Source organism: Streptomyces sp. NPDC006314, assembly GCF_040613075.1.
Classification (GTDB): Bacteria; Actinomycetota; Actinomycetes; order Streptomycetales; family Streptomycetaceae; genus Streptomyces.
Genome location: NZ_JBEXRL010000023.1, coordinates 46,980 through 68,817, shown reverse-complemented (window position 1 = coordinate 68,817; position 21,838 = coordinate 46,980). Strand labels below are relative to the sequence as shown.

General features: G+C 71.9%; 23 protein-coding genes. 8 read left to right on the top strand and 15 right to left on the bottom strand.

Features of this window, described 5'->3' with window-relative positions; translation table 11 throughout:
- Positions 1 to 109: 109 nt before the first annotated feature.
- Both ABZ079_RS31380 and ABZ079_RS31375 read left to right on the top strand, forming a co-directional pair.
- Complete coding sequence (locus tag ABZ079_RS31380; protein WP_356942822.1) at positions 110 to 1,198, top strand: NlpC/P60 family protein; 1,089 nt, start codon at positions 110 to 112, stop codon at positions 1,196 to 1,198.
- A gap of 305 nt (positions 1,199 to 1,503) precedes the next feature.
- Positions 1,504 to 2,805: a fused response regulator/phosphatase gene (locus ABZ079_RS31375; protein WP_356942821.1), complete on the top strand. Its 1,302-nt coding sequence runs from the start codon at positions 1,504 to 1,506 to the stop codon at positions 2,803 to 2,805.
- Positions 2,806 to 2,927: 122 nt separating this feature from the next.
- On the opposite strand, the gene ABZ079_RS31370 is transcribed toward ABZ079_RS31375, so the two are convergent.
- The 3 genes from ABZ079_RS31370 to ABZ079_RS31360 form a co-directional block, all read right to left on the bottom strand.
- Positions 2,928 to 3,278: a DUF2516 family protein gene (locus ABZ079_RS31370; protein WP_356942820.1), complete on the bottom strand. Its 351-nt coding sequence runs from the start codon at positions 3,276 to 3,278 to the stop codon at positions 2,928 to 2,930.
- 103 nt (positions 3,279 to 3,381) lie between these two features.
- Positions 3,382 to 4,056 carry a hypothetical protein gene (locus tag ABZ079_RS31365; RefSeq protein WP_356942819.1) on the bottom strand — a complete coding sequence of 225 codons (675 nt, stop codon included), beginning with the start codon at positions 4,054 to 4,056 and terminating at the stop codon, positions 3,382 to 3,384.
- 76 nt (positions 4,057 to 4,132) lie between these two features.
- Positions 4,133 to 4,618 carry a helix-turn-helix transcriptional regulator gene (locus tag ABZ079_RS31360; protein WP_356942818.1) on the bottom strand — a complete coding sequence of 162 codons (486 nt, stop codon included), beginning with the start codon at positions 4,616 to 4,618 and terminating at the stop codon, positions 4,133 to 4,135.
- 162 nt (positions 4,619 to 4,780) lie between these two features.
- Between ABZ079_RS31360 and ABZ079_RS31355 the strand changes: the two genes are divergently transcribed.
- Positions 4,781 to 7,177, top strand: coding sequence for an excinuclease ABC subunit UvrA (locus ABZ079_RS31355; protein WP_356942817.1), 2,397 nt, complete (start codon positions 4,781 to 4,783; stop codon positions 7,175 to 7,177).
- Between the two features lie 72 nt (positions 7,178 to 7,249).
- Here ABZ079_RS31355 and ABZ079_RS31350 read toward each other — a convergent pair whose 3' ends face one another.
- From ABZ079_RS31350 to ABZ079_RS31325, 6 genes are all read right to left on the bottom strand, one after another.
- Positions 7,250 to 7,822 (bottom strand): DUF6817 domain-containing protein, encoded by a 573-nt coding sequence (locus ABZ079_RS31350; protein WP_356942816.1) that lies wholly within the window; start codon positions 7,820 to 7,822, stop codon positions 7,250 to 7,252.
- Positions 7,823 to 7,873: 51 nt separating this feature from the next.
- Positions 7,874 to 9,904: an AAA family ATPase gene (locus ABZ079_RS31345; RefSeq protein ID WP_356942815.1), complete on the bottom strand. Its 2,031-nt coding sequence runs from the start codon at positions 9,902 to 9,904 to the stop codon at positions 7,874 to 7,876.
- Positions 9,905 to 9,954: 50 nt separating this feature from the next.
- A complete protein-coding gene (locus ABZ079_RS31340; protein WP_356942814.1) occupies positions 9,955 to 10,575 on the bottom strand; it encodes a TetR family transcriptional regulator in 621 nt (206 codons plus the stop codon).
- A gap of 9 nt (positions 10,576 to 10,584) precedes the next feature.
- Positions 10,585 to 12,807, bottom strand: coding sequence for an aminoglycoside phosphotransferase family protein (locus ABZ079_RS31335; protein WP_356942813.1), 2,223 nt, complete (start codon positions 12,805 to 12,807; stop codon positions 10,585 to 10,587).
- A 290-nt stretch (positions 12,808 to 13,097) separates the two neighbouring features.
- Positions 13,098 to 13,784: an HAD-IA family hydrolase gene (locus ABZ079_RS31330; protein WP_356942812.1), complete on the bottom strand. Its 687-nt coding sequence runs from the start codon at positions 13,782 to 13,784 to the stop codon at positions 13,098 to 13,100.
- An 83-nt stretch (positions 13,785 to 13,867) separates the two neighbouring features.
- Complete coding sequence (locus ABZ079_RS31325) at positions 13,868 to 14,746, bottom strand: GntR family transcriptional regulator (protein WP_356942811.1); 879 nt, start codon at positions 14,744 to 14,746, stop codon at positions 13,868 to 13,870.
- A gap of 160 nt (positions 14,747 to 14,906) precedes the next feature.
- On the opposite strand from ABZ079_RS31325, the gene ABZ079_RS31320 reads away from it, so the two are divergent.
- A complete protein-coding gene (locus ABZ079_RS31320; RefSeq protein WP_356942810.1) occupies positions 14,907 to 15,095 on the top strand; it encodes a hypothetical protein in 189 nt (62 codons plus the stop codon).
- Here the strand turns inward: ABZ079_RS31320 and ABZ079_RS31315 are convergent.
- The 3 genes from ABZ079_RS31315 to ABZ079_RS31305 all read right to left on the bottom strand — a co-directional run bounded on the left by ABZ079_RS31315 (position 15,090) and on the right by ABZ079_RS31305 (position 17,289).
- Positions 15,090 to 16,001: a winged helix-turn-helix domain-containing protein gene (locus ABZ079_RS31315; RefSeq protein WP_356942809.1), complete on the bottom strand. Its 912-nt coding sequence runs from the start codon at positions 15,999 to 16,001 to the stop codon at positions 15,090 to 15,092. The two genes, ABZ079_RS31320 and ABZ079_RS31315, sit on opposite strands and share 6 nt — an antisense overlap.
- 325 nt (positions 16,002 to 16,326) lie before the next feature.
- Complete coding sequence (locus ABZ079_RS31310; protein WP_356942808.1) at positions 16,327 to 16,575, bottom strand: sterol carrier protein domain-containing protein; 249 nt, start codon at positions 16,573 to 16,575, stop codon at positions 16,327 to 16,329.
- Positions 16,576 to 16,695: 120 nt separating this feature from the next.
- Positions 16,696 to 17,289, bottom strand: coding sequence for an aerial mycelium formation protein (locus ABZ079_RS31305; protein WP_356942807.1), 594 nt, complete (start codon positions 17,287 to 17,289; stop codon positions 16,696 to 16,698).
- 159 nt (positions 17,290 to 17,448) lie between these two features.
- Here ABZ079_RS31305 and dtd point away from each other — a divergent pair, with 159 nt between their 5' ends.
- Positions 17,449 to 17,874 carry a D-aminoacyl-tRNA deacylase gene (dtd, locus tag ABZ079_RS31300; RefSeq protein ID WP_356942806.1) on the top strand — a complete coding sequence of 142 codons (426 nt, stop codon included), beginning with the start codon at positions 17,449 to 17,451 and terminating at the stop codon, positions 17,872 to 17,874.
- 104 nt (positions 17,875 to 17,978) lie between these two features.
- Here dtd and ABZ079_RS31295 read toward each other — a convergent pair whose 3' ends face one another.
- The 3 genes from ABZ079_RS31295 to ABZ079_RS31285 form a co-directional block, all read right to left on the bottom strand.
- Positions 17,979 to 18,944 (bottom strand): folate-binding protein, encoded by a 966-nt coding sequence (locus tag ABZ079_RS31295; protein WP_356942805.1) that lies wholly within the window; start codon positions 18,942 to 18,944, stop codon positions 17,979 to 17,981.
- A 9-nt stretch (positions 18,945 to 18,953) separates the two neighbouring features.
- Positions 18,954 to 19,391 carry a transcriptional repressor gene (locus ABZ079_RS31290; protein ID WP_356942804.1) on the bottom strand — a complete coding sequence of 146 codons (438 nt, stop codon included), beginning with the start codon at positions 19,389 to 19,391 and terminating at the stop codon, positions 18,954 to 18,956.
- 70 nt (positions 19,392 to 19,461) lie between these two features.
- On the bottom strand, positions 19,462 to 20,037 hold the full coding sequence (locus ABZ079_RS31285) for an FABP family protein (RefSeq protein ID WP_356942803.1): 576 nt from the start codon (positions 20,035 to 20,037) through the stop codon (positions 19,462 to 19,464).
- Between the two features lie 519 nt (positions 20,038 to 20,556).
- Here ABZ079_RS31285 and ABZ079_RS31280 point away from each other — a divergent pair.
- The 3 genes from ABZ079_RS31280 to ABZ079_RS31270 are packed head-to-tail and all read left to right on the top strand — an operon-like array spanning position 20,557 to position 21,605.
- A complete protein-coding gene (locus ABZ079_RS31280; RefSeq protein ID WP_356942802.1) occupies positions 20,557 to 20,949 on the top strand; it encodes a hypothetical protein in 393 nt (130 codons plus the stop codon).
- Positions 20,946 to 21,206, top strand: a complete 261-nt coding sequence (locus tag ABZ079_RS31275; protein WP_356942801.1) for a hypothetical protein — start codon at positions 20,946 to 20,948, stop codon at positions 21,204 to 21,206. The genes ABZ079_RS31280 and ABZ079_RS31275 overlap by 4 nt, the downstream gene beginning before the upstream one ends.
- Positions 21,207 to 21,242: 36 nt before the next feature.
- The gene (locus ABZ079_RS31270) at positions 21,243 to 21,605 is read left to right on the top strand and encodes a DsrE family protein (protein ID WP_356942800.1); all 363 of its coding nucleotides are present in this window, start codon (positions 21,243 to 21,245) and stop codon (positions 21,603 to 21,605) included.
- The last annotated feature ends 233 nt before the right edge of the window (positions 21,606 to 21,838 follow it).

Below are 21,838 nucleotides of genomic sequence, written 5' to 3'. Positions count from 1 at the left end.
CCGGGGGAATCCCGACTTCCACCGGCCTCTGTCACTTTGCGCGCCGCCGTGGCACGATCCCTCAGGCGACCGTAAGTTACTGACAGTAAATCAGTTGGGGGGATGGGGTATGGGTACGGGCAAGCGCGGCCTGCTCACGGCCGCCCTGACCGCGGTCTGCGCGGTGACCGTGCTCGCGGCACCCGGTACGGCGTTCGCGGCCCCCACTCCCCTCCCCACCGCGGCGTCGAGCGGCTCCCCGGCCTCTCCGACTCCCCCGCGAGGCAAGGACCTTGAGCAGGTCCGCGAGAAGCTCGACAGGCTCTACCACGCCGCGGCCGTCGCCACCGACGCCTACAACGCGGCCGAGGAGAAGGCGAAGAAGCAGTCCGCCGAGATCGTCGCGCTGGCGAAGAAGATCGTCGAGGGACAGCAGAAGCTGAAGAAGCTCAAGAACCAGGCAGGCGCGTCCGCCCGGGCCCAGTACCGCACCGGCGGACTGCCGCCCACCGCCCAGTTCCTGCTCAGCGACGACCCGGGACAGTTCCTGGACGGGGCCGGACTGGTCCTGCAGGGACAGCAGGCGACGAAGAAGCTGCTGGGCGAAATGGCCCGCACCCAGAAGGAGTTGCGGGAGTACGCCGACGACGCCTCCGCCCAGTGGAAGAAGCTGGAGGCGGGCCGCAAGGCCAAGGCGGCCGCCAAGAAGAAGATCGAGCAGCAGATCGCCGCCGCCAAGGAGTTCGAGTCGAAGCTGGAGAAGGAGGAGAAGGAGCGGCTCGCCAAGCTGGAGGAACAGGCCGCTCTCAAGGCCCAGACCGCCTGGCTGGACACCGGCGTCCTCAAGGAGGCCGACGGCAAGGCCTCCGCGCAGGGCAAGAAGGCCGTGCGGTTCGCCTCCGCCCAGCTGGGCAAGCCGTACGTGTGGGGCGCCGAGGGGCCGGAGTCCTTCGACTGCTCGGGCCTGACCTCCCAGGCCTGGGCGGCGGCCGGCCACCCCGTTCCGCGCACCTCGCAGGCGCAGTGGAAGCAGCTGAAGCACGTCGACATCAAGGACATGCGCCCCGGCGACCTCATCATCTACTTCGACGACGCCAGCCATGTCGCCCTGTACGTCGGGGACGGCGCGATCATCCATGCCCCTCGCCCGGGGCGGACGGTGACGGTCGCGGGAGCCGGCTCGATGCCGATCCTGGGCGTCGTGCGCCCGGACGCCTGAGGCACGTTATGAGGCTCGGAGCGAGCCACGTCATTCGGCCATGTCCCTGGTGACGTACGTCATGTGACCCACCGCACGGCCGATCACCGCCCAAACCGGGCCAGGACGTGAGCTTCGTCATCCCCTTCGGGCCCTCTTCCCGTCCAACTGCGGTATGGAACGGGGCATATGACACCGGCCTGCACGGGAGCGACGCGGCTCACACCATTCCATCGAGGCGGTCTCAGCCGCTATGGTCACCCGTCGGTGGGTCGAGACCCCTCGACGCCGCCGTGCCCTCGGGGGGAGGGAAGGAACCCAAGACGATGCCCGTACCCGTACCGCGGCAGAGAGCGATCCCGGCCGTGGAGAGTGGTCAGGCGCAGGCCGCCTCCGCAGTCGGCGGCCCCCTCAAGGAAGAGGCCCACCGCGACGCCACGCCCACGAGCGGCACCGGCGCCACTCTCACCCTGCTGCTGATCGAGGACGACCCGGCCGGCTCGCCGATCGTGCCCGACCTGCTGGACTCGGCCGGCAAACCGGTCCGCGTCCGCACCGCCCGCAACCTCACCGAGGCCGAGCGGCTGCTCACCGACGACGTCCACTGCATCCTGCTGGACCTCGCGCTGCCCGCGCCCGGTGGTGCCACCGACGAGGACGAGCTGGCCGTGCTCAAGCACGTGCTGCAGCTCGCACCCCGGCACGCCGTGCTCGCGCTGACGGCCTCCGCCGACGCCGAGCGCGGCGCCGAGGCCGTGCGCGTGGGCGCCCAGGACTACCTCTTCCGGGACGAACTCGACGGCCGCCTGCTCAGCCGCGCCATCCGGTACGCGGTGGAACGCAAGCGATCCGACACCGCCGAGCGCCGGCTCGCCGAGGGAAAGCTGCGCGCGCAGGAGAACCGCCGCCTGGAGCGCGGCCTGCTGCCCACCCCGCTGCTGGAGGGCTCCTCGCTGCGCTTCGCCGCGCGCTACCGCCCCGGTCGCTCCCGGGCCCTGCTCGGCGGCGACTTCTACGACGCCGTCCGCACCCCGGACGGCACCGTGCACGCGATGATCGGTGACGTCTGCGGCCACGGCCCGGACGAGGCCGCGCTCGGCGTGGAGCTGCGCATCGCCTGGCGAGCGCTGACCCTGGCCGGGCTGTGCGGGGACGAACTGCTGAGCACGCTCCAGGAGGTGCTGGAACACGAGCGCGCCGACGAGGAGATCTTCGCGACGCTGTGCACGGTGGACATCGCCCCCGACGGCCGCCGCGCGGGCCTGTGCCTGGCCGGCCATCCGGCACCGCTGATCGCCCGCCCCGGCCGGCCCGCGCGCCTGCTGCCGTACGACAACAACGGTCCCGCCCTCGGCCTGCTGCCCGGCGCCCGCTGGCCGCGCATGCAGGTGGAGCTGGGCGCCGAGTGGAGCCTGATGCTCTACACCGACGGCCTGATCGAGGGCCGGGTCGGCGTGGACGGGGAGCGGCTCGGCCAGGACGGCATGGTGGAGATGATCCGCCGCCAGCTCTCCGAGGGTCTGCGGGGTGAGGAGCTGCTGCGGGCCGCGGTGCACGAGGTACGCGACCTCAACGGCGGGGAGCTGACGGACGACGTGGCGGTGGTTCTGCTGGACCGTACGCCGTAGGCGGTGCCGCGCGCCCCCCACGGGGGGCCGTTCGCGCAGTTCCCCGCGCCCCCTGGCGCCCCCTGGGCGAGTCGTAGCCCGCCCACGCCGGATCCGCACCCGGCACCCGGCACGTGGCTGGACTAACGACCTCCGTTGTACGGCCCGTAGGGACCGTCGCTGCTGCTTCCGCCGCGGCGGCGGCCCCAGCCACGGCCACGGCCACCGGAGACCTGCTGGAGCGCCGGGCGGACGTCCACGAAGAAGACGATCGTGGCCACCAGGCCCGCCAGCTGCAGGAACAGCATCGGGACGAACAGGTTCACGGCGACCGCGACGCCCAGGATGATCAGCCAGAAGCCCTTGTTCTGCTTGTCGGCGGCGCGGTACGCGTCCTCGCGGAACAGCGCGGCCATCACGAAGGCCACCACGGCCATGGCCAGCATGGCGGTGAAGATCAGCCACATCACGCCGCCGAATGCCGTCATCAGCACAATGCCCACCACCAGGGTCGAGTCGTCAGTACAGCCACCGTACCCATAGAACGGGCCCGGCACCCCGAAGGTGCCCGGCCCGTACACGCCTCGTCGGTCAGGGTCACTTGGCCGGCGGGGTCGTCTTCTTCGCGGTGGTGCTCTTGCCGGGGGCCGGCGCCTTCTTCGCCACGGGCTTCTTCTCCGCGGTGGGCCCGGTGATGGTCTCGGTGATGGTCCCCGCGGTGGTCCCGGCCGGCTTCGGCTCGGCCGTGACGACGGCCGGCTTCGGCTCGGCGGTGACGCCGGCCGGCTTCGGCTCGGCCTTGACGTCGGCCGGCTCGGGCTTGCCCTCGACGACGATGGCCAGTTCCTCGATCTCCTCGGCGGCCTCGCCGCGCCAGGTCTTCACGGCCTGCTCGCCGTGCTCGGCGACCTTCTCGTAGGTCTCGCGGGCCTTGACGGCGTACTCGGCGGCGACGCCGACACTGCGCAGCGCGAAGTCCTGGGCGGTCTCGCCGAGCTTCTTCAGGTCGACGTCGAGGGTGCCGAAGAACTCGTTGACCTTGGTCTGGAGGGTCTCCTGCGCCTCCTTGGCCCGGGCCGCGGCCTTCTCCTGCACGGCCTTCGGGTCGGTGTTGCGCACGGCCTCGATGCGGGCCGGGGCCTCCGCCCGCAACTGCTCGACCAGGCCGGGCACCTTCTTGGCCTGCTGGAGGGCGAGGTCGGCGGTGCCGGCGGCGAAGTAGAGCGGGGTCGGGTCGCTGAGGGTCTTGCGCAGGTCGTCGGTGATGGCCATGGTGATGGTCCTCCCGGATTCGCGTTCGGCTGAGGTTGGTGTGGTCCGCGGTGGGGCGGCCGGCGCCCTGGTCCGGTTACCCGGCCGTCCGCCGCGGACCGGCATCGTCTTCGTCGGCCGTGCGGGTGCCGCGCACGGCGGTGCCGCCGGCGACCTCGTCCGTGATCCCCGTGCCGTCCTCGTCGTCCTCGTCCGCGGCGGGCTCGCCGATCCCGAATCCGTTCTCTTTGCGGAAGGACTCGTAGATCTGGAGCAGCACCTGCTTCTGCCGCTCGTTGAGCGAGGGATCGGCGAGGATGACGGCGCGCGTCTCCACTTCATCCCGGTCCCGCTCGGCGTCGAGGATCCCCGCGCGGACGTACAGCGTCTCGGCGGAGATGCGCAGGGCCTTGGCGACCTGCTGGAGCACCTCCGCGCTGGGCTTGCGCAGCCCGCGCTCGATCTGGCTCAGGTACGGATTGGACACCCCGGCGGCGTCGGCGAGCTGCCGCAGCGACAGCTGGGCGTTCCGCCGCTGCTCGCGCAGGTACTCACCGAGATTGCCGACGTTCAGCGATGCCATGACCCCACCATGCCCCACTCTCGCTAACAATTGCAAGCACCCGCTTGCAATAGTGTGTCGAAGCGGAAGGGGACTTCGACGAGAACCGGTCAGAATTCGAGAAGCACCGCTCGTGGCGCTGCGGCTAGCGTGTCGGAGGCGGCCCCCAGGGATGGAGAGACGATGACCCCGACCACGACCACGAGGACCCACGCGCCGGCGTCCGCGCTGCACCTCGCCGACCGTCACGATCTGATCCGGGTGCACGGCGCGCGGGAGAACAACCTCAAGGACGTCAGCGTCGAGATCCCCAAACGCCGGCTGACCGTGTTCACCGGGGTCTCCGGCTCGGGCAAGAGCTCCCTCGTGTTCGACACCATCGCCGCGGAGTCGCAGCGGCTGATCAACGAGACCTACAGCACCTTCGTGCAGGGCTTCATGCCGACGCTGGCGCGGCCCGACGTCGACGTCCTCGACGGACTCACCACCGCGATCATCGTCGACCAGCAGCGGATGGGCGCCGACCCCCGCTCCACCGTCGGCACCGCCACCGACGCCAACGCGATGCTGCGCATCCTCTTCAGCCGCCTGGGCACACCGCACATCGGCTCGGCCAAGGCGTTCTCCTTCAACGTCGCCTCGATCAGCGGAGCGGGAGCGGTCACCCTGGAGCGCGGCGGGCAGACCGTGAAGGAGCGGCGCGAGTTCAGCGTCACCGGCGGCATGTGCCCGCGCTGCGAGGGCCGGGGCTCGGTCACCGACATCGACCTCACCCAGCTCTTCGACGACTCCAGGTCCCTCAACGAGGGCGCGCTCACCATCCCCGGCTACAAGGCGGGCGGCTGGAACCACCGCCTCTACACCGAGTCCGGCCTCTTCGACCCGGACAAGCCGATCCGCGCCTTCACCAAGAGGCAGCTGCACGACTTCCTGCACCGCGAGCCGACCAGGATGAAGATCGCGGGCATCAACATGACCTACGAGGGGCTCGTCCCGCGGATCCAGAAGTCGATGCTCGCCAAGGACCGGGAGGCGATGCAGCCGCACATACGGGAGTTCGTCGACCGGGCGGTCACCTTCACCACCTGTCCCGAGTGCGAGGGCACCCGGCTCAACGAGGCGGCGCGGTCCTCGAAGATCCGGGGGATCAGCATCGCCGACGCCTGCGCCATGCAGATCAGCGACCTGGCGGAATGGGTACGCGGCCTGGCCGAGCCGTCCGTGGCGCCGCTGCTCACCTCGCTGGGCGACACCCTCGACTCGTTCGTCGAGATCGGCCTCGGCTACCTCTCGCTCGACCGGCCCGCGGGCACGCTCTCGGGCGGTGAGGCTCAGCGCACCAAGATGATCCGCCACCTCGGCTCCTCGCTCACCGACGTCACCTACGTCTTCGACGAGCCCACCATCGGCCTGCACCCGCACGACATCCGGCGGATGAACGACCTGCTGCTGCGGCTGCGGGACAAGGGCAACACGGTGCTCGTCGTGGAGCACAAGCCGGAGGTCATCGCGATCGCCGACCACGTCGTCGACCTCGGCCCCCGCGCCGGTACGGCGGGCGGCACCGTCTGCTACGAGGGCAGCGTCGAGGGCTTGCGGGCCAGTGGCACCCTCACCGGCCGCCATCTCGACGACCGGGCCGCCCTCAAGGAGACGGTACGCGAGCCGGCCGGCGCGCTGGAGATCCGCGGCGCCACGACGCACAACCTGCGGGGCGTCGACGTCGACATCCCGCTCGGCGTGCTCGTCGTCGTCACCGGCGTCGCCGGCTCCGGCAAGAGTTCCCTCGTGCACGGGTCGATCCCGGCGGGCGAGGGTGTGGTGTCGGTCGACCAGACACCGATCCGCGGCTCGCGCCGGAGCAATCCGGCGACGTACACCGGGCTGCTCGAGCCGATCCGCAAGGCCTTCGCCAAGGCCAACGGCGTGAAGCCGGCGCTGTTCAGCGCCAACTCCGAGGGCGCCTGCCCCACCTGCAACGGCGCCGGCGTCGTCTACACCGACCTGGCGATGATGGCCGGCGTCGCCACCACCTGCGAGGAGTGCGAGGGCAAGCGGTTCGAGGCCTCGGTGCTGGAGTACCACCTCGGCGGCCGGGACATCAGCGAGGTGCTGGCGATGTCGGTGTCCGAGGCCGAGGAGTTCTTCGGCACCGGCGAGGCGCGCACCCCCGCCGCCCACCGGATCCTGCGGAACATGGCCGACGTGGGCCTCGGCTACCTCACCCTCGGCCAGCCGCTCACCACGCTGTCCGGCGGTGAGCGGCAGCGGCTGAAGCTGGCCACCCACATGGCCGAGAAGGGCGGCGTCTACATCCTCGACGAGCCGACCACCGGCCTTCACCTCGCCGACGTCGAACAGCTGCTCGGCCTGCTCGACCGGCTCGTGGACTCCGGCAAGTCGGTGATCGTCATCGAGCACCACCAGGCGGTCATGGCCCACGCCGACTGGATCATCGACCTCGGCCCCGGTGCCGGCCACGACGGCGGCCGCGTCGTCTTCGAGGGCACCCCCGCCGACCTCGTCACCGCCCGCTCCACCCTCACGGGCGAACACCTCGCGGACTACGTCGGCGCCTGACCCCACGCGGCGGCGCCGGGGCCTCCTCGCCGAGATCCGCTCCGGATCCGCCGCCCTCCGGCCCCTGCGCGGCTACCCGGCGGCCAGCACGGACTCGCAGTCCGACCAGGCGGGTCGGCTCAGCAGGGGGCGGAAGCGGGTGAAGAGGGTGAGGAGGGCGGGGCCCCACTGGATGCGGAAGGCCGGGTCCAGACGGGCCAGGTCGAGTTCGTTGGCGGCGGTCAGTTCGGCGACGTCCCGGCGCGGACCGGGCCCGGGGACGTGGGCGCGGCCGGTGAACCGGTCGTGGAAGGGGCCGTCGGCCGCGGGGAGCCCCGGGTAGGTGGCCGTCCGGTCGCAGGACGCGTAGAGGTACACGATCGACTCGGCCTCCGTGCCGATGACCGCCGCGAGTTCTGAACGGCGGTCCAGGGGGAGCAGCGCCGTGGGAAAGCCGTCGGTGCCGTAGAAGGCGTGGCACAGCCCCGCGAGGCGGAGGGCCGGGCGGGCGCCCCAGTCGGCGAGTTGACGTTCGACGCGCCGGAGATGGGCGAGGAGGGTGCCGCCCGGGTGGGCGAGGTCGGCGGCACCGAGGTCGCGCAGGAGGGCGACGGCCTGAGCCGATGCGGCCGGGGCACTGGAGTCACTGGCGCGGGAGCCGGTCATGGCCGGCACGCTATCGCGCCCCCTGTCCCCCGTCACCGCACCGGCAGGGGCTCAGAACGGCAGGGGCCGGGCGTGCACCACGTCCAGCCGGGACACCGCCCGCGTCAGCACCACGTACAGCCGCTGGACGCCCCGTTCCTCCGCCTCGGCGACGGCGGCCGGTTCCACGGCGACCACATGGTCGTACTCCAGGCCCTTGACCAGGCTCGCGGGCACGACGGTGACGCGGGCGCCGAGTGCGTCGGGGCCGGACGTCCCGATACCGGCCGCGGCGAGCGCCTCCCGTACGCCGTCCACGTCCGCGTCCGCCGCGACGACCCCGACCGATCCCTCCCTCGTGAGGGCGTCCCGTACGGCGGTGACGGTCGTGCCGAGGACGTCCTCGGCACGGCGGACGGTCAACTCGCCGACCGTGCGCAGGGACCGGGCGGCGGGTACGGTCACGTCGAGGCGGGCGAGCAGCCGGTTGGCCAGCTCGACGACCGCCGCGGGCACCCGGAACCCGGTGGTCAGCGGCACCACGGCCGCGTCCGGCTTGCCGAGGTGGCGCAGTTGGACGGACCAGTCGCGGGCGGCCCACGGGGTGGTGCCCTGGGCGAGGTCGCCGAGGACGGTCAGCGAGCCGAAGACGGCCCGGCGGGCGATGGCGCGGCACTCCATCGGCGAGAGGTCCTGTGCCTCGTCCACGACGATGTGGCCGTAGCCCTCCGGGTGTTCGATGAGTCCGGACAGTTCGTCGAGGAGGACGAGGTCGGCGGCCGACCAGCGGGCGGACTTGTGGGAGCGCGGCGGGCGCGGCCAGAGCAGCGCGGACTGCTCGTCCGGGTCGAGCAGTCCGCCGGCCGCGCGGGCCAACGCGGTGCTGTCGCTGAGGAGTTCGGCGAGGACCTGCTCGGGGCGGGCCTTGGGCCAGACGGTGTCGAGGTGCGCGGTGAGCGGCCGGCACCGCTCGATGCGGCGGACCCAGGAGGCGGGCCGGACTCCGGAGCGCCGCTCGGCCTGCTCCCGCAGGCGCCGCACCACCCGGGTGCGCACCCGCTCGCGGCCCACGGCGTACGGCGGCTGCTCGGCGCGCACCTGCTCCACGATGGCGGCCAGTTCGTCGGCGGGCACCCGCCACCGGTAGGAGCCCTCTGGTACGGCGAGGCCGGCCACGCCCTCGGCGGTCACGCGCGCGTACAGCGCCCGGCGCAGCACCTCGGCCATGCGGGCGTCGTGCTTGACGGCCGCCGTGGGACCGGGGTCGGTGCCGGTGGCGGGGTGGCGGGCGATCTCGCCCAGGAGGGTGGACTGGCGGACGCCACTCTCGCCGAGGGCGGGCAGCACCTCGGCGATGTAGCCGAGGAAGGTGCGGTTGGGGCCCAGGATGAGCAGACCGGAGCGCTGGAGCCGCTTGGGGTGGGTGTAGAGCAGATAAGCGGCGCGGTGCAGGCCGACGGCGGACTTGCCGGTGCCGGGGGCGCCCTGAACGCACACGGAGTCGGCGAGATCCGCCCGCACGAGGTCGTCCTGCTCGGGCTGGATGGTGGCGGCGATGTCCCGCATGGGTCCGACGCGGGGCCGTTCGATCTCACGGGCGAGGATGTCCCCGGTCCGCGACTCACCCCGGCCCAGCCGCTCGTCCTCGAGGCCGGTCAGGTCGGCCGAGTCGCCCCGGCTGCCGGGCGCCCACCCGAACCGGCGCCGCGTCTCGACACCGTGCGGGTCGCGGGCGCTCGCCTGGTAGAAGGCGCGGGAGACGGGGGCCCGCCAGTCGACCACGAGGGGCGGGGCGGCCGGGTCCTCGGTGATGCGGACCCGGCCGATGTGGTAGTGCTGCCCGCCGTGCCCGGGGGCGTTGTCGCCGAAGTCCAGGCGGCCGAAGAACAGCGGGCCGGGCGGGAGTTCGCGCAGCGCCTCGGCCTGGCTGCGCAGCCGGTGGCCGAGGACCTCGGCGTCGGCACCGGAGGCGGAGACGTCCTCGCCGACGACGACCTGTTCGGCGGCGCCCTCGACCATGGCGTCGAGGGCGGCGCGGCAGGTGTCGTGGTGGGCGCGCTCGGCGTGGAGGGTGTCCTCGAGGGCGGGGTGGAGTGACGTCATGCCGCCAGCGTACGGGAAACGCGTAACCGAGTTAAGTTTTTAACCGAGTTTCATTCAGCGTGTTTCCCGATCGGGCCCGGCAGCCCCGCCGCCAGACGCCCGAACGCCCGCTCGGCCGCCCGTACCGCGTCCGGCGCCACCTGCGCGACGCTCTCCCCTGCGGCGATCCGCCGCCAGTTCTCCTGCGCGAGGATCCGCTGGACGGCGATGATCTGCCCCGCCGCCAGCCGGGCGTCGAGACCGCCGCCCAGGGCCTCGGCGAGCGCCGCCTCCGACCGTTCCAGATGGCCGTACGCCCGTGCCACCAGGGCCGGGGTCCCGTACAGCAGGGTGTGGAAGGCGAGCACCTCGGGATGGTCGTTCAGTCCGGTGACCGGATCGCGCCGCTCAAGACCGGCGAGGAAGTTCCGGCGCAGCGCGTCCACCGGATCGGCCGCCCCGGCGACCACCCGCGCGGCCTCCGTCTCATGGTCCGCGATCCGGTGCAGGACGAGGTCCTCCTTGGCCGGGAAGTACCGGAAGAGGGTCGGCTTGGAGATCCCGGCCGCGGCGGCGACCTCCGCGACCGGCACCGCGTCGAAGCCCCGCTCCAGGAACAGCCGTACGGCGATGTCCGACACGTCCTGGTACATCCGCTGCTTCTTGCGCTCGCGCAGGCCCATCTCTTCCATGGGGGGAGCCTACGCAGCGCCGCCGGGGCCGGTCGGCCAGGCCACCACACGGGCCAGGTGCGGGTTGCCGCGCGTCCGGGACGACAGGCCCAGGGAGGCGGTGGCCGCGGCCAGGGTCATGGCGTACGAGTCCAGCGCGCGGCGGACGTTCGGGGCGTCCAGGCCCGTCCCGGTGACCAGGCGGTCGAGGTCGACGTAGGCGGAGCGGACGATCTCGATCCACCGGTACACCCGCCAGTCCTCCTGCCAGCCCTTGGTGAACCTCGCGGACAGCCGGTCCTCCCAGCGCCGGAACATGCGGTCCCGGATCTCCGGGCGGGTCGGGGTGAGGTGCATGTGCCGGACCAGCTCGTACAGCGGGTCCCCGACCAGGGCCATCTCCCAGTCGATGAGGGTGAGCGCCGGGTCGTCCTCGCGGCGCACCAGGTTCCACGGGTTGAGGTCGCCGTGCAGCAGGGCGCAGTCGCGGTCGCTGACGCGGTGCCGGGCGAGGATCTCGCGCAACCGGGGCGCGTCGGGCAGCCCGAGGAGGCGGGCCAGCTGCTGGGAGGCCTTCGGCAGGCCCGCGACGAGCGCCACCAGCTGGTCGCTGAGCCAGTCGTAGAAGCCCGGCCGGCCCGCGACCGGGTCGATCGAGGCGTAGTCGACCGCGGTCAGCGCGGCCAGCTGGTCGACCAGGCAGTCCGCCTCGTGCGGCCGCAGACCGTGCACCGGGTGCTCGGGTCTTCGGCCGAGGTCGCGGGCGCCCTCGTAGGTGTGGACGGCGAAACGGTCCCCGCCGTAGTGGTGGGCGGGATCCGTGGCGTGGCTCGTCCCCAGTGCCAGGACCCGGGGCGCGGCCACCGGCACCCCGGACCGTTCGATCGCACCGAGCACGGCGTGCTCGCTGAGGAAGCTGCGTTCGCGCCGCAGGACGACGGTCGCCTCGCGGCGGACCACGACGGGGAAGGGGGTGCCGGGGACCCGGAGCACCGTGTTGAGGTGCGCGGCACCCTTGAACACCCGGTCGGCCGGGGCGGCGCCCTCCAGGAACAGCGCGTCGGCGACCGCGGAGTGCGGGAAGTGGCGGTGCTCGGGGACGCGCCGGTCCGGCGTCCAGCCGATGCCGCGGGCGGCCGGGCCCCGCCGCCGTGCACCACCGGCGGACCAGGCCGACGCCCCGCGGCGGAACAGGACCCGCTCGATCTCGTCCTCCTCCGCCACCCTGCCCAGCCGCAGTGGTTCGGCGGCGGACCGCAGGGCGGCACGCACGACGCCCGTCGCCTCCGCCAGGCTCCGCTGGTCGAAGCGGTTCTCCAGCGACCGCGCGGCCCGGATGACATCGCCGTAGAGGGACTGGGCGTGCTCGAAGGCCACGTAGTGGGGCAGGTCCTTGGTCAGACCGGCCACGGCGGCGGGCCGTACCCGGCGCACGGCCTGGGCCCAGGCGTCGACGGCCTCGGGCCACTGGTGGTCCGGATAGCGCATCCGCACCAGATGGACGGCGAGGTCGTGCAACGGGTCACCGTAGCCGGCCAGTTCCCAGTCCAGGCAGTGCAGCGACGCATCGCCGGCGGACGGCAGGACCAGGTTGCCGCGGTGCAGGTCGCCGTGGAGCAGGCTGTAGGGCCGCCGGGTCATCGCCGGGACCCGGTCGGCGAACCGGAGCAGGGCGTCCTCGGGCACGCCCAGAGCGACGAACAGGCCGCCGTACCGGGACCAGTTGGGCCGGCGGATCTGGTGGTCGGCGAGCCGGGCCAGGGTGCGCAGGAAGCCCTGGGAGTCCGTGTGGTTGCGGGGCCAGTCGGCCGGCAGGGGCGGCAGCGCGGGGCCGCGCACCTGCACGATCGAGGCGAGCAGCGCCGCGAGGTCCTTCAGCAGCGGCCCGTCGATCGGTTCGCCGGGGCCGCACACGTCCGCCAGTACGGCTCCGTCCACATAGCTGTGGAGGGCGTACCCCTCTCCCGCCACCAGGCACTCCGGCACGGGCAGCACACCGTGCAGGGCCCGCAGGATCTCCGGCTCGCTCCGCCAGGTCCGGATGACCACCGGCACCGCGTCCGCACGCGGCACCCGCACGGTCACCGGGGTGCCGGGCTCCCTGCCCAGCAGCCCCGCCACGGGAGCGGTCAGCGGTACGACGTGATTGCGATGGTGGAAGCCCCCACGCTCCGGTCCCGCCGCGAGGGCACGGGCGACGAACGCCTGGACGACGGCATCCGTCCGAACTCTGCCGGCGTGGCCCCCGGCCACAGCACGGGGAACAGGCGGTGCGCCCACTGGCCGCTCCGGGTAGATCGCGCGAGAAGGAAGGGTCGGGACAGCGTCGGAAGACACGCCAGGGAGAACGCTATGCCCAGGTGGTGGCCGACACGACCTCCGGGCCCGGTCGAGTAGCCCAACGGGTGGTCCGCCACTCACCTGCGCCAGGCCGACGACCGAGGACCGGCTCGTTGCCATTCCTTAGGCACGCATCCGAGCGGTGGCTCGGAGGGCGGCATCGTAACGCACCCGAAGGCACACTCCGCCGAGGCCGCTGTCCCTCAGTCGACGGGCGCATGCCGGCGTCCGGCCCGCCGCCCGCTCCGGAGCACCAGCAGCAGCGGCTCCAGTGACCGTACGACGTGTTCGGCGCCCGCTGCTCGCAGGGGTTTCTCCTTGGCGGCGTTACGCGCGTAGCCCAGGAACGGGACGCCGGCTTCGCGGGCCGCGTCCAGGTCCGAGGCCGAGTCGCCGATCATCAGGGCGGCGGACGGGGCCGCGCCCATCGCGCTCAGGGCGCGGTTGAGGCAGTGCGGGTCAGGCTTGAGGTGGTGCAGCTGCTGGGTGCGGCCGTACAGGTGGGGGGTGAAACAGCCGGCGAGGCCGCGGGTCCCCAGGTACGCACGGGCCGCTCGGGGCGAGTTGTTGGTGGTGACGGCGAGCCGGACACCGACGGCGGTCCAGGTGCGGATCAGCGGGTCGGCGTAGGCGGTCGGCAGCGCGGAGGCGGCTGCCCGCAGCTCCTCCTGGGTGAGCCGCTCCTCCAGCGCGGCGACGAGGTCGCTGCCCGGGTGGCGGCGCCCCACGGCGCGCAGGACGACCTGCGGGTCCAGCGTCCGCCGTTCGGGACCGGTGAGCAGCCCCCGCAGGCCCTGTAGCTCCAGCCACTCCACCAGCTCCGCCGCCACCCGTTCCGCCTTGTGCCCGGCGAAGAGGCGACAGATCGGCCCGTCGAAGTCCCACAGCACGAACCGAGCACGTGTGATCAGTTCTCGTAGCTTCTCGATCTCTTTCGCACCAGGTGTCGCATCAGAAGTCGCATCAGAAGTCACTAGGAGAGTGTCAGGTCCGTGGTGATGGTTTCCCAGAGGGCGTCGAACCACTTCTGCGATTGCTCCACGAACGCCGCGTCCCGCTGCCCGGACCGCTTCTCGAAGGAGAAGAGGAGGGACTCGGAGCCGAGGGTGTCGTACATCTCCAGCGTCCCGCTTTCGGTGGGTTCCTCGCGGCGCGTGATCATGTAGTACGCGTACAGCGCCTCCGCGCCGTTGAGCAGGTACAGCTTCGCCGGCGGGGTGAACGGCAGGGCCCGGAAGGTGACGTGGACGTCGATGTCGTGGGTGCCGCGCAGCGCCTGGAGGTTGTACTGGAGCACCTGGCCCTGGGCGTTGCGCATCGCCAGCCAGCGCTGGTGGACGGCGTCGTCGCCGCTCCCGGCGTCGACCGAGACCGGGAAGGCGAGGTTGATGTCCCGGGACGGGAGCAGGATGCGGGTGTCGATCCGCTCGGGGCGGATGCGTCCCTCGTGGATCAGGCGCAGCGGCTCACCCAGGGCGGGGATCAGGCTCTGCGCGGTCAGGCAGACCGCGTCGATGCGCACGTGCGGCGCGGAGAAGGCGTCAGTCAGCCGGGGGGCGAGGGCCACCATGGTCGGCTGGGGTTCCTCCGGGCCGGACTGGGGCTCGGCGACCCGGGGCGGGCTGCCCTTGCTGACGTTGCTCAGCAGCCCGTCCTGCTGGAGTGCCCGCAGGGCCTGGCGTACGGCACCGCGCTCCACGCCGAACTCCTCGGCCAGCTCGGCCTGCGTGGGCAGCCGCTCGCCCGCCCGGAGGGTGCCGGTGCGGATGCGTTCGCGCAGGGTGTCGGCGATCTCCTGGGACGTGAGCCGTCTGCTGCCGTTCACTGCCACGTTCTCCTGAGTCACGACCAAACGCTACAACTCTGATCCATCTAACGGGAGTTGCCCGGAAGTTGTTTATGAGTGGGTGCCAAGTGGGGACAACTTAGATTGAGTTGGTAGCCAACTTTTGCAAGTTGGCGAAAGTTTTGCTTCTCCGCACGTCCCACCGGCAGCCCGAAGGGGGATCACCGTGCCTGCCCTCGCTCTCTTCTCCGCCCTGTTCGTCATCGGCTTCGAACAGCTCGTCCAGTGGAAGTACGGCGCCGCCGGCATCGCCGGCATGCTGCTGCTCTCCGTCGGCATCAAGGCCAAGAGCCCGGCGGTCAGCTCCGCCGGTGCCGTTCTGCTCGCCGTGCTGCTCGCGGGCCCCGCCCTATGACGCCAGCACCAGGTCCGTACTGATCGTCTCCCACAGCGCGTCGAACCACAGCCGCGACTGCGCCACGAACGCCGCGTCCCGCTGCCCGGCCCGCTGCTCGAAGGCGAACAGCATCGACCGGGTGCCGTCGGCGTCGTACAGCTCCACGTGCTCGTGCTCGATCTCCCGCTCCTGGCGCCCGAGCGTGTAGTACGCGAACAGCGCCTCGACCCCGTTGAGCAGGTACAGCTTGACCGGCGGGGTGAACGGCAGGGCGCGGAAGAAGACCCGCACGTCGATGCCGTGCGTGGTGCGCAGCGCCAGCAGGTTCTGCCGCAGCACCAGGCCCTGTGCGTTGCGCTGGGCCAGCCAGCGCCGGTGGACGCGCCCGTCGGCCGCGTCCACCGGCGCCGGGAACGCCAGCTCGATGTCCCGGCTCGGCAGCAGCACCCGGACGTCGATCTTGGCCGGTTTCAGCTGCCCGGTATGGATCTGCCGGAGCGGCTCACCGATGGCCAGCGTGAGCGAGACGGAGGTCAGGCAGAGCGCGTCGACCCGCACGTGCGGGGCGGCGAAGGCGGCCGCGATACGCGGCGCGAGGGCCACCATCGTGGGCTGCGGCGGCGCCGCGGGACCGGCCACGGGGCGGGCCGGCCCCGGGACCGCAGCCACGGTGGCCGGACTCCCCTTGGAAACGTCGGTGAGCAGATGCTCCGAGTGCAGGATGCGCAAGGCCTGCCGGACGACCCCGCGTTCGACGCCGAACTCGTCGGCCAGCCTGGCCTGCGTGGGCATGCGCTGGCCCGGCCGCAGCTCGCCGGACCTGATCCGGCCGCGCAGTTCGTCTGCGATCTCGCGGTGGGACCGGCGTGGCCGCTGTGACCTCGTCCGTCCACTGGCGGAGGCGTGCTCCGGGTCCACGGACAAACACTACAACTTCCCGCCATCTTGTGGCAGTTCACCGACAGCTGGTTATGAGACGGTTCCCAACGGAGATAAGAACAGTGGAGTTGGCAGCCAACTCATGCAACATGGTCAAGCTTTCCAGTGGTTGGCCGACCGGGCTTCCTTCCGGAGGGGAGCCGGGAGCCCGGACAGGGGACGGCCACCGGAGCACACAGCCACAACGCATGAACCGCACAGTCACAACTGAACAGCCGACACAGCCACAACTGAACACCGAGATCGCACAGCCACAACTGAACAGCTCGCTACGGATGAACGGTCAGCGTGTCGTCGCAGGAAGGGAGCCTCAGAAGAGGTCCGGGCACCACGGGCGCCCGGGCGAGCGGAACAGGGCGTCGGCCTCCCGGGCGGCGCCCTCTCGTTCTTCCTGGATCCGGCCGAGCGCGGTGAGCCGGAGCGGGGACTCGTCACCAAGCCACAACCGGGCCAAATCGCCTGCCTCCAGGCTGAGATCGGCGCTCACGGCACTCGTCGGCGCGCAGGACGCCCCCTCGGGGGAGACCTCCAGCCGGAACCGGCCCGGCCAGACCCGCACCGCCCGCGCCGTCCAGGACCTCGAGCACCAACGCGCCCTCCGCCTCGTACGTCCGCGCCTCCAGGGCCCGTACGACGTTGCGTGTCGCCCGTATTTCCGGCGCCCCGCCCGCCGCCCCGCTCAGGTCAGCAGGTCGTCGACCTGGGCCTCGCCCACCCGGTACCGGCGTGCGATCTCCCCGCTGCAGTCGTCGGTCGTGCGCTGCAGCCGCTGGCGGCGCCGGGAGACCTCCTGCTCGTAGCGGACCAGGCGGCCCATGGCGCTGGTCAGTTCGAGGTCCGTGCGGGCCTGGAGATCGGACAGTTCCACCTCGGCGAGCATCTCGGCGGCCAGCTGCCGGTACTCCTCGTTGTGCGGGGTGCCGAGCGTGACATGGCGGGCCGAGGAGCGGTGCCGGGCCGGGGCGTCCTTGAGGATCTCCGGGAGCCGGTCGACCACGGAGCCGTCCGCCGGCGCCGGCACGGACGCCCGGCCGCGCCGGCACAGCTCCGCGCGCAGGATGTCGATCCGGCCCTGCAGCAGCCGCCGCACATAGCTGAGGTCGGCCTCGTCGCGCTGGGCGTCGCGGCGCAGGGTGCGCAGTTCGGGCAGGCTCAGCCGGGCCACGTCGTCCTCGGGGGACTCCCCGGGCAGCGCGGGGCCCGCAGTGCCGTCGCCGCGTTGCGCGGGCGGCCGCGGCGTCCCCAGCCGCCCGCTGGTACTCGGTGTGCTCATGTGGTGGTGACCGTCCCCTCGACCGGCGTGTGGAAGCATGGTGCCACCCCAACCGGCCACTATGTGACCGAGCGCCCCCGAACAGCCCCAGATGGGCGGTAAGACATCTATATTGGACCCCCTGTGGCCGTGTGCGGGGCACCGGGCATGATGGTCCGCATGCGTGCGGTGGTGCAGAGGGTGGACGGCGCGAGCGTCGTCGTGGACGGCGAGACGGTGGGCGCGATCGAGGGCGAGGGGCTGTGCGTCCTCGTCGGGGTGACCCACGAGGACACCAAGGAGAAGGCGGCGCAGCTGGCCCGCAAGCTGTGGTCGGTCCGGATGCTCCAGGACGAGAAGTCGTGCAGCGACATCGACGCCCCGCTGCTGGTGATCAGCCAGTTCACGCTGTACGGCGACGCCCGCAAGGGCCGCCGGCCCACATGGAACGCGGCGGCCCCGGGCGATGTCGCCGAGCCGCTGGTGGACGAGGTGGTGGCTCGGCTGCGGGCGCTGGGCGCGACGGTGGCGACGGGCCGGTTCGGCGCGCGGATGCGGGTGTCGATGACGAACGACGGCCCGTTCACGGTGCTTCTGGAGATCTAGGGCGCGCCGGTCAGGTGTAGCCCACGCGCTCCTTCGAGCACTGGTGGAGGCCGCCCTTGACCACGCACACGTACATGACCCAGTCGCCGCCTTCCTTCAGGGGACTAGGGCTCTACGACGACTTCCTGGGCGGCGGCCGTGTCCCCGGCGACCAGGCGGGCGTCGGTCGGGACGTTGCGTTTGACCAGGGCGAGGGCGACCGGTCCCAGTTCGTGGTGGCGTGCGGACGTCGTCACGAAGCCGATCTTGCGGCCGTCGGGGCCCTCGTCCGCGAGGCGGATGTCCGTGCCGGGCACCGGCAGGTGGACCTCGCTGCCGTCCAGGTGCAGGAAGACCAGTCGGCGGGGCGGCTTGCCCAGGTTCTGCACACGGGCGACCGTCTCCTGGCCGCGGTAGCAGCCCTTCTGCAGATGCACCGCCGTACCGATCCAGCCCAGCTCGTGCGGGATCGTGCGGTGGTCCGTCTCGAAGCCGAGCCGGGGGCGGTGGTGCTCCACGCGCAGCGCCTCGTAGGCGAGCAGGCCGGCCGCGGGGCCGTGCTTCGCCGCGAAGGACTCGAGGTCGGCGCGCGGCAGGAAGAGATCACGGCCGTACGCCGTCTCGCGGACGACGACGCCCTCGGGCACCTCCGCGATCGAGCCGGCCGGCAGGTGGACGACCGCGAAGTCGGCGGTGCGGTCGGCGACCTCCACCCGGTAGAAGAACCTCATCGACTCCAGGTACGCGATCAGCGCGTCCCCGGTGCCGGGCTCGACGTGCGCCCAGACCGTCGTACCGTCGTCCACCAGGTACAGGGCGTGCTCGATGTGGCCGTGCGCGGAGAGGATCAGCGCCTCGGTCGCCTCGCCGGCCGGCAGTTCGCTGACGTGCTGGGTGAGCAGGAGGTGCAGCCAGCTCAGCCGGTCCTCGCCGCTGACGGTGACGACACCGCGGTGCGAGAGATCGACGAAACCGGTGCCCTCGGCGAGGGCGCGCTGCTCGCGGAACAGGTCACCGTAGTGAGCGGCGACACCTTCGTCCACTCCTTCGGCGGGGACGGCGCCGGGCAGGGACAGCAAGGGGCTTTTCATACGGCAAGCCTACGACGTGGTAGTTGAACTCTTCAGTGAACAGTCCTCGCACCGGCCGAAGATCGCGAAGTGCTTCATGTCGGTGTCGAAGCCGAACCGCTGCCGCAGCTTGGCCGTGAAGTCGGCCGCCACGTCGACGTCCGCCTCGATCACGTTCTCGCAGTCCCGGCACACCAGGTGCAGATGGTGGTGGCGGTCGGCGAGGTGGTACGTGGGCGCGCCGTGGCCGAGGTGGGCGTGGCTGACCAGGCCCAGCTCCTCCAGCAGCTCGAGCGTCCGGTAGACGGTGGAAATGTTGACCCCCGACGCCGTCTTCCTCACTTCCACGAGGATGTCGTCGGGGGTCGCGTGCTCAAGGGTGTCCACGGCTTCGAGGACAAGCTGCCGCTGCGGCGTCAGTCGGTAGCCGCGCTGCCTGAGGTCGCTCTTCCAGTCGGTGCTCACCACACCGAAGAGTCTAGAGCCACGGGCCCGCGAGCCTCACTTGCCGGAGCGGACGCACGACGTACGGACTCGGCTACTTGAAGAAGGCGATGCCGTCGTCCGGCAGGTCGTCCGGCAGGGCCTTCGCCCAGCGCTCGACCTCCTCCGGGGTGACGACCTTCTTCAGGTGGGCCGACATGTAGGGGCGCAGCTCGACCTCGGGCGTCTGCTTCTCGCCGACCCACATGAGGTCGCTCTTGACGTAGCCGTAGAGCCGCTTGCCACCGGTGTACGGCTGGGAGGCGGCTGTCCGGGCCACGGCGTCCGTGGCCAGGTCGATCTGCGGCTTCTTGTCGGCCATCTCGCCGTACCAGACCTCGACCACGCCGTCGTCGCGGACCATGGTCACCTCGACCTTGCGGTCGGCGTCGATCCGCCAGAAGCCGGACTCCGACTCCAGCGGACGGACCTTGTTGCCGTCCTTGTCCAGCACCCAGGTGTGGGAGTGGTACTCCAGGAAGTCCCGGCCGTCGTGGGTGAAGCTGACCTCCTGCCCGAAGTTGCACTTCTCCGAGCCGGGGAAGTCGTGCACGCCCGCGCCGGCCCAGTTGCCGAGCAGGAAGGCGAGCGGGACGAGGTCCTTGTGCAGGTCGGACGGGATCTCGATCATGGGGAAGCTTTCCTAGGTGTGGATCAGCGCTGGCCCTGGTACAGCTTCTTCACGGTCAGACCGGCGAAGGCGAGCACGCCGACGCAGACCAGGACCAGCAGGGTTTCGAAGAAGATCTCCACGGGTGCTCCTTGGGCGAGGGTGGGCATACGACAGAGCCGGGGCCCAGCTTACGCGGCCGGGGCCCGGCTCTCTTTGTGAGGTGCGCTGTGGGAGGTCAGCCCCTCCTGACGCCGTCCACGAAGGCGGCCCGGGCAGACGCCGTGAAGACCAGCGGGCTGCGGGTGCCTCGGCGAACCGCTCCCTCGGCTCCTGACCGCGACCCGTGATCGCCCTCCGCTGCGGCACCGCGCCCCTCCCGGCTGTGGAATTTGTGGAATTTGGACCGCCCCCTGTGGAACTAGCGGCCGTTCTGGGCGTATCCGCCCCCGCCATGGGCCATGCTCTTATCACCCAGTGCTACGCAGACTATGGCAACCATCGCATTGCGTACAGAAGTTGAGTAAAGGAGCGAATCCCATGAGAACGGATCCGGCCACCTACGAGCCCGGGACCCCGCTCTACGACCCCGCCACCGAAAAGGTCGGCGAGTTCCAGGGCCACGCGGGCCCTCACGCGATGCTCCGTCCCCTCGGCGGCGGCCGGGAGTGGGAGGCCGATCCCGCCACCCTGCGTCCCGCCACCGAACGGGAGCGCCTCAGCGCGGGCGTCCGCGCGGCCAACGAACGCGCCCGGGCCATGCCGCCCGATCCCGACGACCTCAGCCGCCCACCCCGGCCGGTGCCCGGCTGCCCGGCGTGCACGGAGCTGGCCGAGCGACGGGAGGCGGCGCGGACGGCGTACGACCGCAGCGCCGAGACCGACGCGAACGTCCTGCTCCGCCAGCACCAGCGGCGGGAGCACCGGGCATGACGGGCCAGGGTCTGCCGTACGAGGAGTGCAGGCGTCGGCAGCCCGCGGCACCGGGAGGCCTGGCTCCCCTCAGTCCGGGTTACGCGCTTCCGCCGCCGTTACATCCGGGTGCCCGCAGGCCCGGTACGCCCTGCCCCGCCGTTCCCCGTCCCTCCCGGCGACGGGCCCGTACGGTCGACGGCGCGTTCCTGAGTGGCGTACTCACCGCCCTCGGCCTCGCGTGTCTGCTGGTGGCGATCGCCTTCGCCGCGGGCTGAGCTGTCGGACCAGCCGCAGCGGGCTACGCTGCCGGCATGGCGAAGAAGCTCGTGATCAAGGTGACGGCAGGGGCCGACGCCCCCGAACGCTGCTCGCAGGCGTTCACGGTGGCGGCGGTGGCCGTGGCCAGCGGGGTCGATGTCTCGCTGTGGCTGACCGGGGAGTCCTCCTGGTTCGCGCTGCCGGGGCGGGCGGCCGAGTTCGAGCTGCCGCACGCGGCCCCGCTGCCGGACCTGATCGACTCGATCCTCGCGGCCGGCCGGATCACGCTGTGCACGCAGTGCGCGGCCCGCCGGGAGATCACGGAGAAGGACGTCGTCGAGGGCGTACGGATCGCGGGCGCGCAGGTGTTCGTCCAGGAGGCCCTGGCGGACGGCACCCAGGCGCTCGTCTACTGAGCACCACGGGGGAAGACGGGGGAAGACGGGGGAAGACATCGTCATGACGCATTCGGCCGCACGGCGACGGGTCACCGGATGCGCGTGGCCGCGTCGGTGTTCCTCCTCGCCTCGTGCACATCGGACGCCGGGGACGGGAAGCCTGCCGGGACGCCCTCGAAGCCCGCTCCGAGTTCCTCCCAGGCAGCGGACGGGCCCTCGGACGAGCGCCTGATGGAGCAGGCCCGGACCGC

Coding starts and splice junctions, on each gene's coding strand:
- ABZ079_RS31380 (WP_356942822.1), top strand. CDS start 110: ATGGGTACGGGCAAGCGCGGCCTGCTCACGGCCGCCCTGACCGCGGTC.
- ABZ079_RS31375 (WP_356942821.1), top strand. CDS start 1,504: ATGCCCGTACCCGTACCGCGGCAGAGAGCGATCCCGGCCGTGGAGAGT.
- ABZ079_RS31365 (WP_356942819.1), bottom strand. CDS start 4,056: ATGGCCATCACCGACGACCTGCGCAAGACCCTCAGCGACCCGACCCCG.
- ABZ079_RS31360 (WP_356942818.1), bottom strand. CDS start 4,618: ATGGCATCGCTGAACGTCGGCAATCTCGGTGAGTACCTGCGCGAGCAG.
- ABZ079_RS31355 (WP_356942817.1), top strand. CDS start 4,781: ATGACCCCGACCACGACCACGAGGACCCACGCGCCGGCGTCCGCGCTG.
- ABZ079_RS31350 (WP_356942816.1), bottom strand. CDS start 7,822: ATGACCGGCTCCCGCGCCAGTGACTCCAGTGCCCCGGCCGCATCGGCT.
- ABZ079_RS31345 (WP_356942815.1), bottom strand. CDS start 9,904: ATGACGTCACTCCACCCCGCCCTCGAGGACACCCTCCACGCCGAGCGC.
- ABZ079_RS31340 (WP_356942814.1), bottom strand. CDS start 10,575: ATGGAAGAGATGGGCCTGCGCGAGCGCAAGAAGCAGCGGATGTACCAG.
- ABZ079_RS31305 (WP_356942807.1), bottom strand. CDS start 17,289: ATGAGCACACCGAGTACCAGCGGGCGGCTGGGGACGCCGCGGCCGCCC.
- dtd (WP_356942806.1), top strand. CDS start 17,449: ATGCGTGCGGTGGTGCAGAGGGTGGACGGCGCGAGCGTCGTCGTGGAC.
- ABZ079_RS31295 (WP_356942805.1), bottom strand. CDS start 18,944: ATGAAAAGCCCCTTGCTGTCCCTGCCCGGCGCCGTCCCCGCCGAAGGA.
- ABZ079_RS31285 (WP_356942803.1), bottom strand. CDS start 20,037: ATGATCGAGATCCCGTCCGACCTGCACAAGGACCTCGTCCCGCTCGCC.
- ABZ079_RS31280 (WP_356942802.1), top strand. CDS start 20,557: ATGAGAACGGATCCGGCCACCTACGAGCCCGGGACCCCGCTCTACGAC.
- ABZ079_RS31275 (WP_356942801.1), top strand. CDS start 20,946: ATGACGGGCCAGGGTCTGCCGTACGAGGAGTGCAGGCGTCGGCAGCCC.
- ABZ079_RS31270 (WP_356942800.1), top strand. CDS start 21,243: ATGGCGAAGAAGCTCGTGATCAAGGTGACGGCAGGGGCCGACGCCCCC.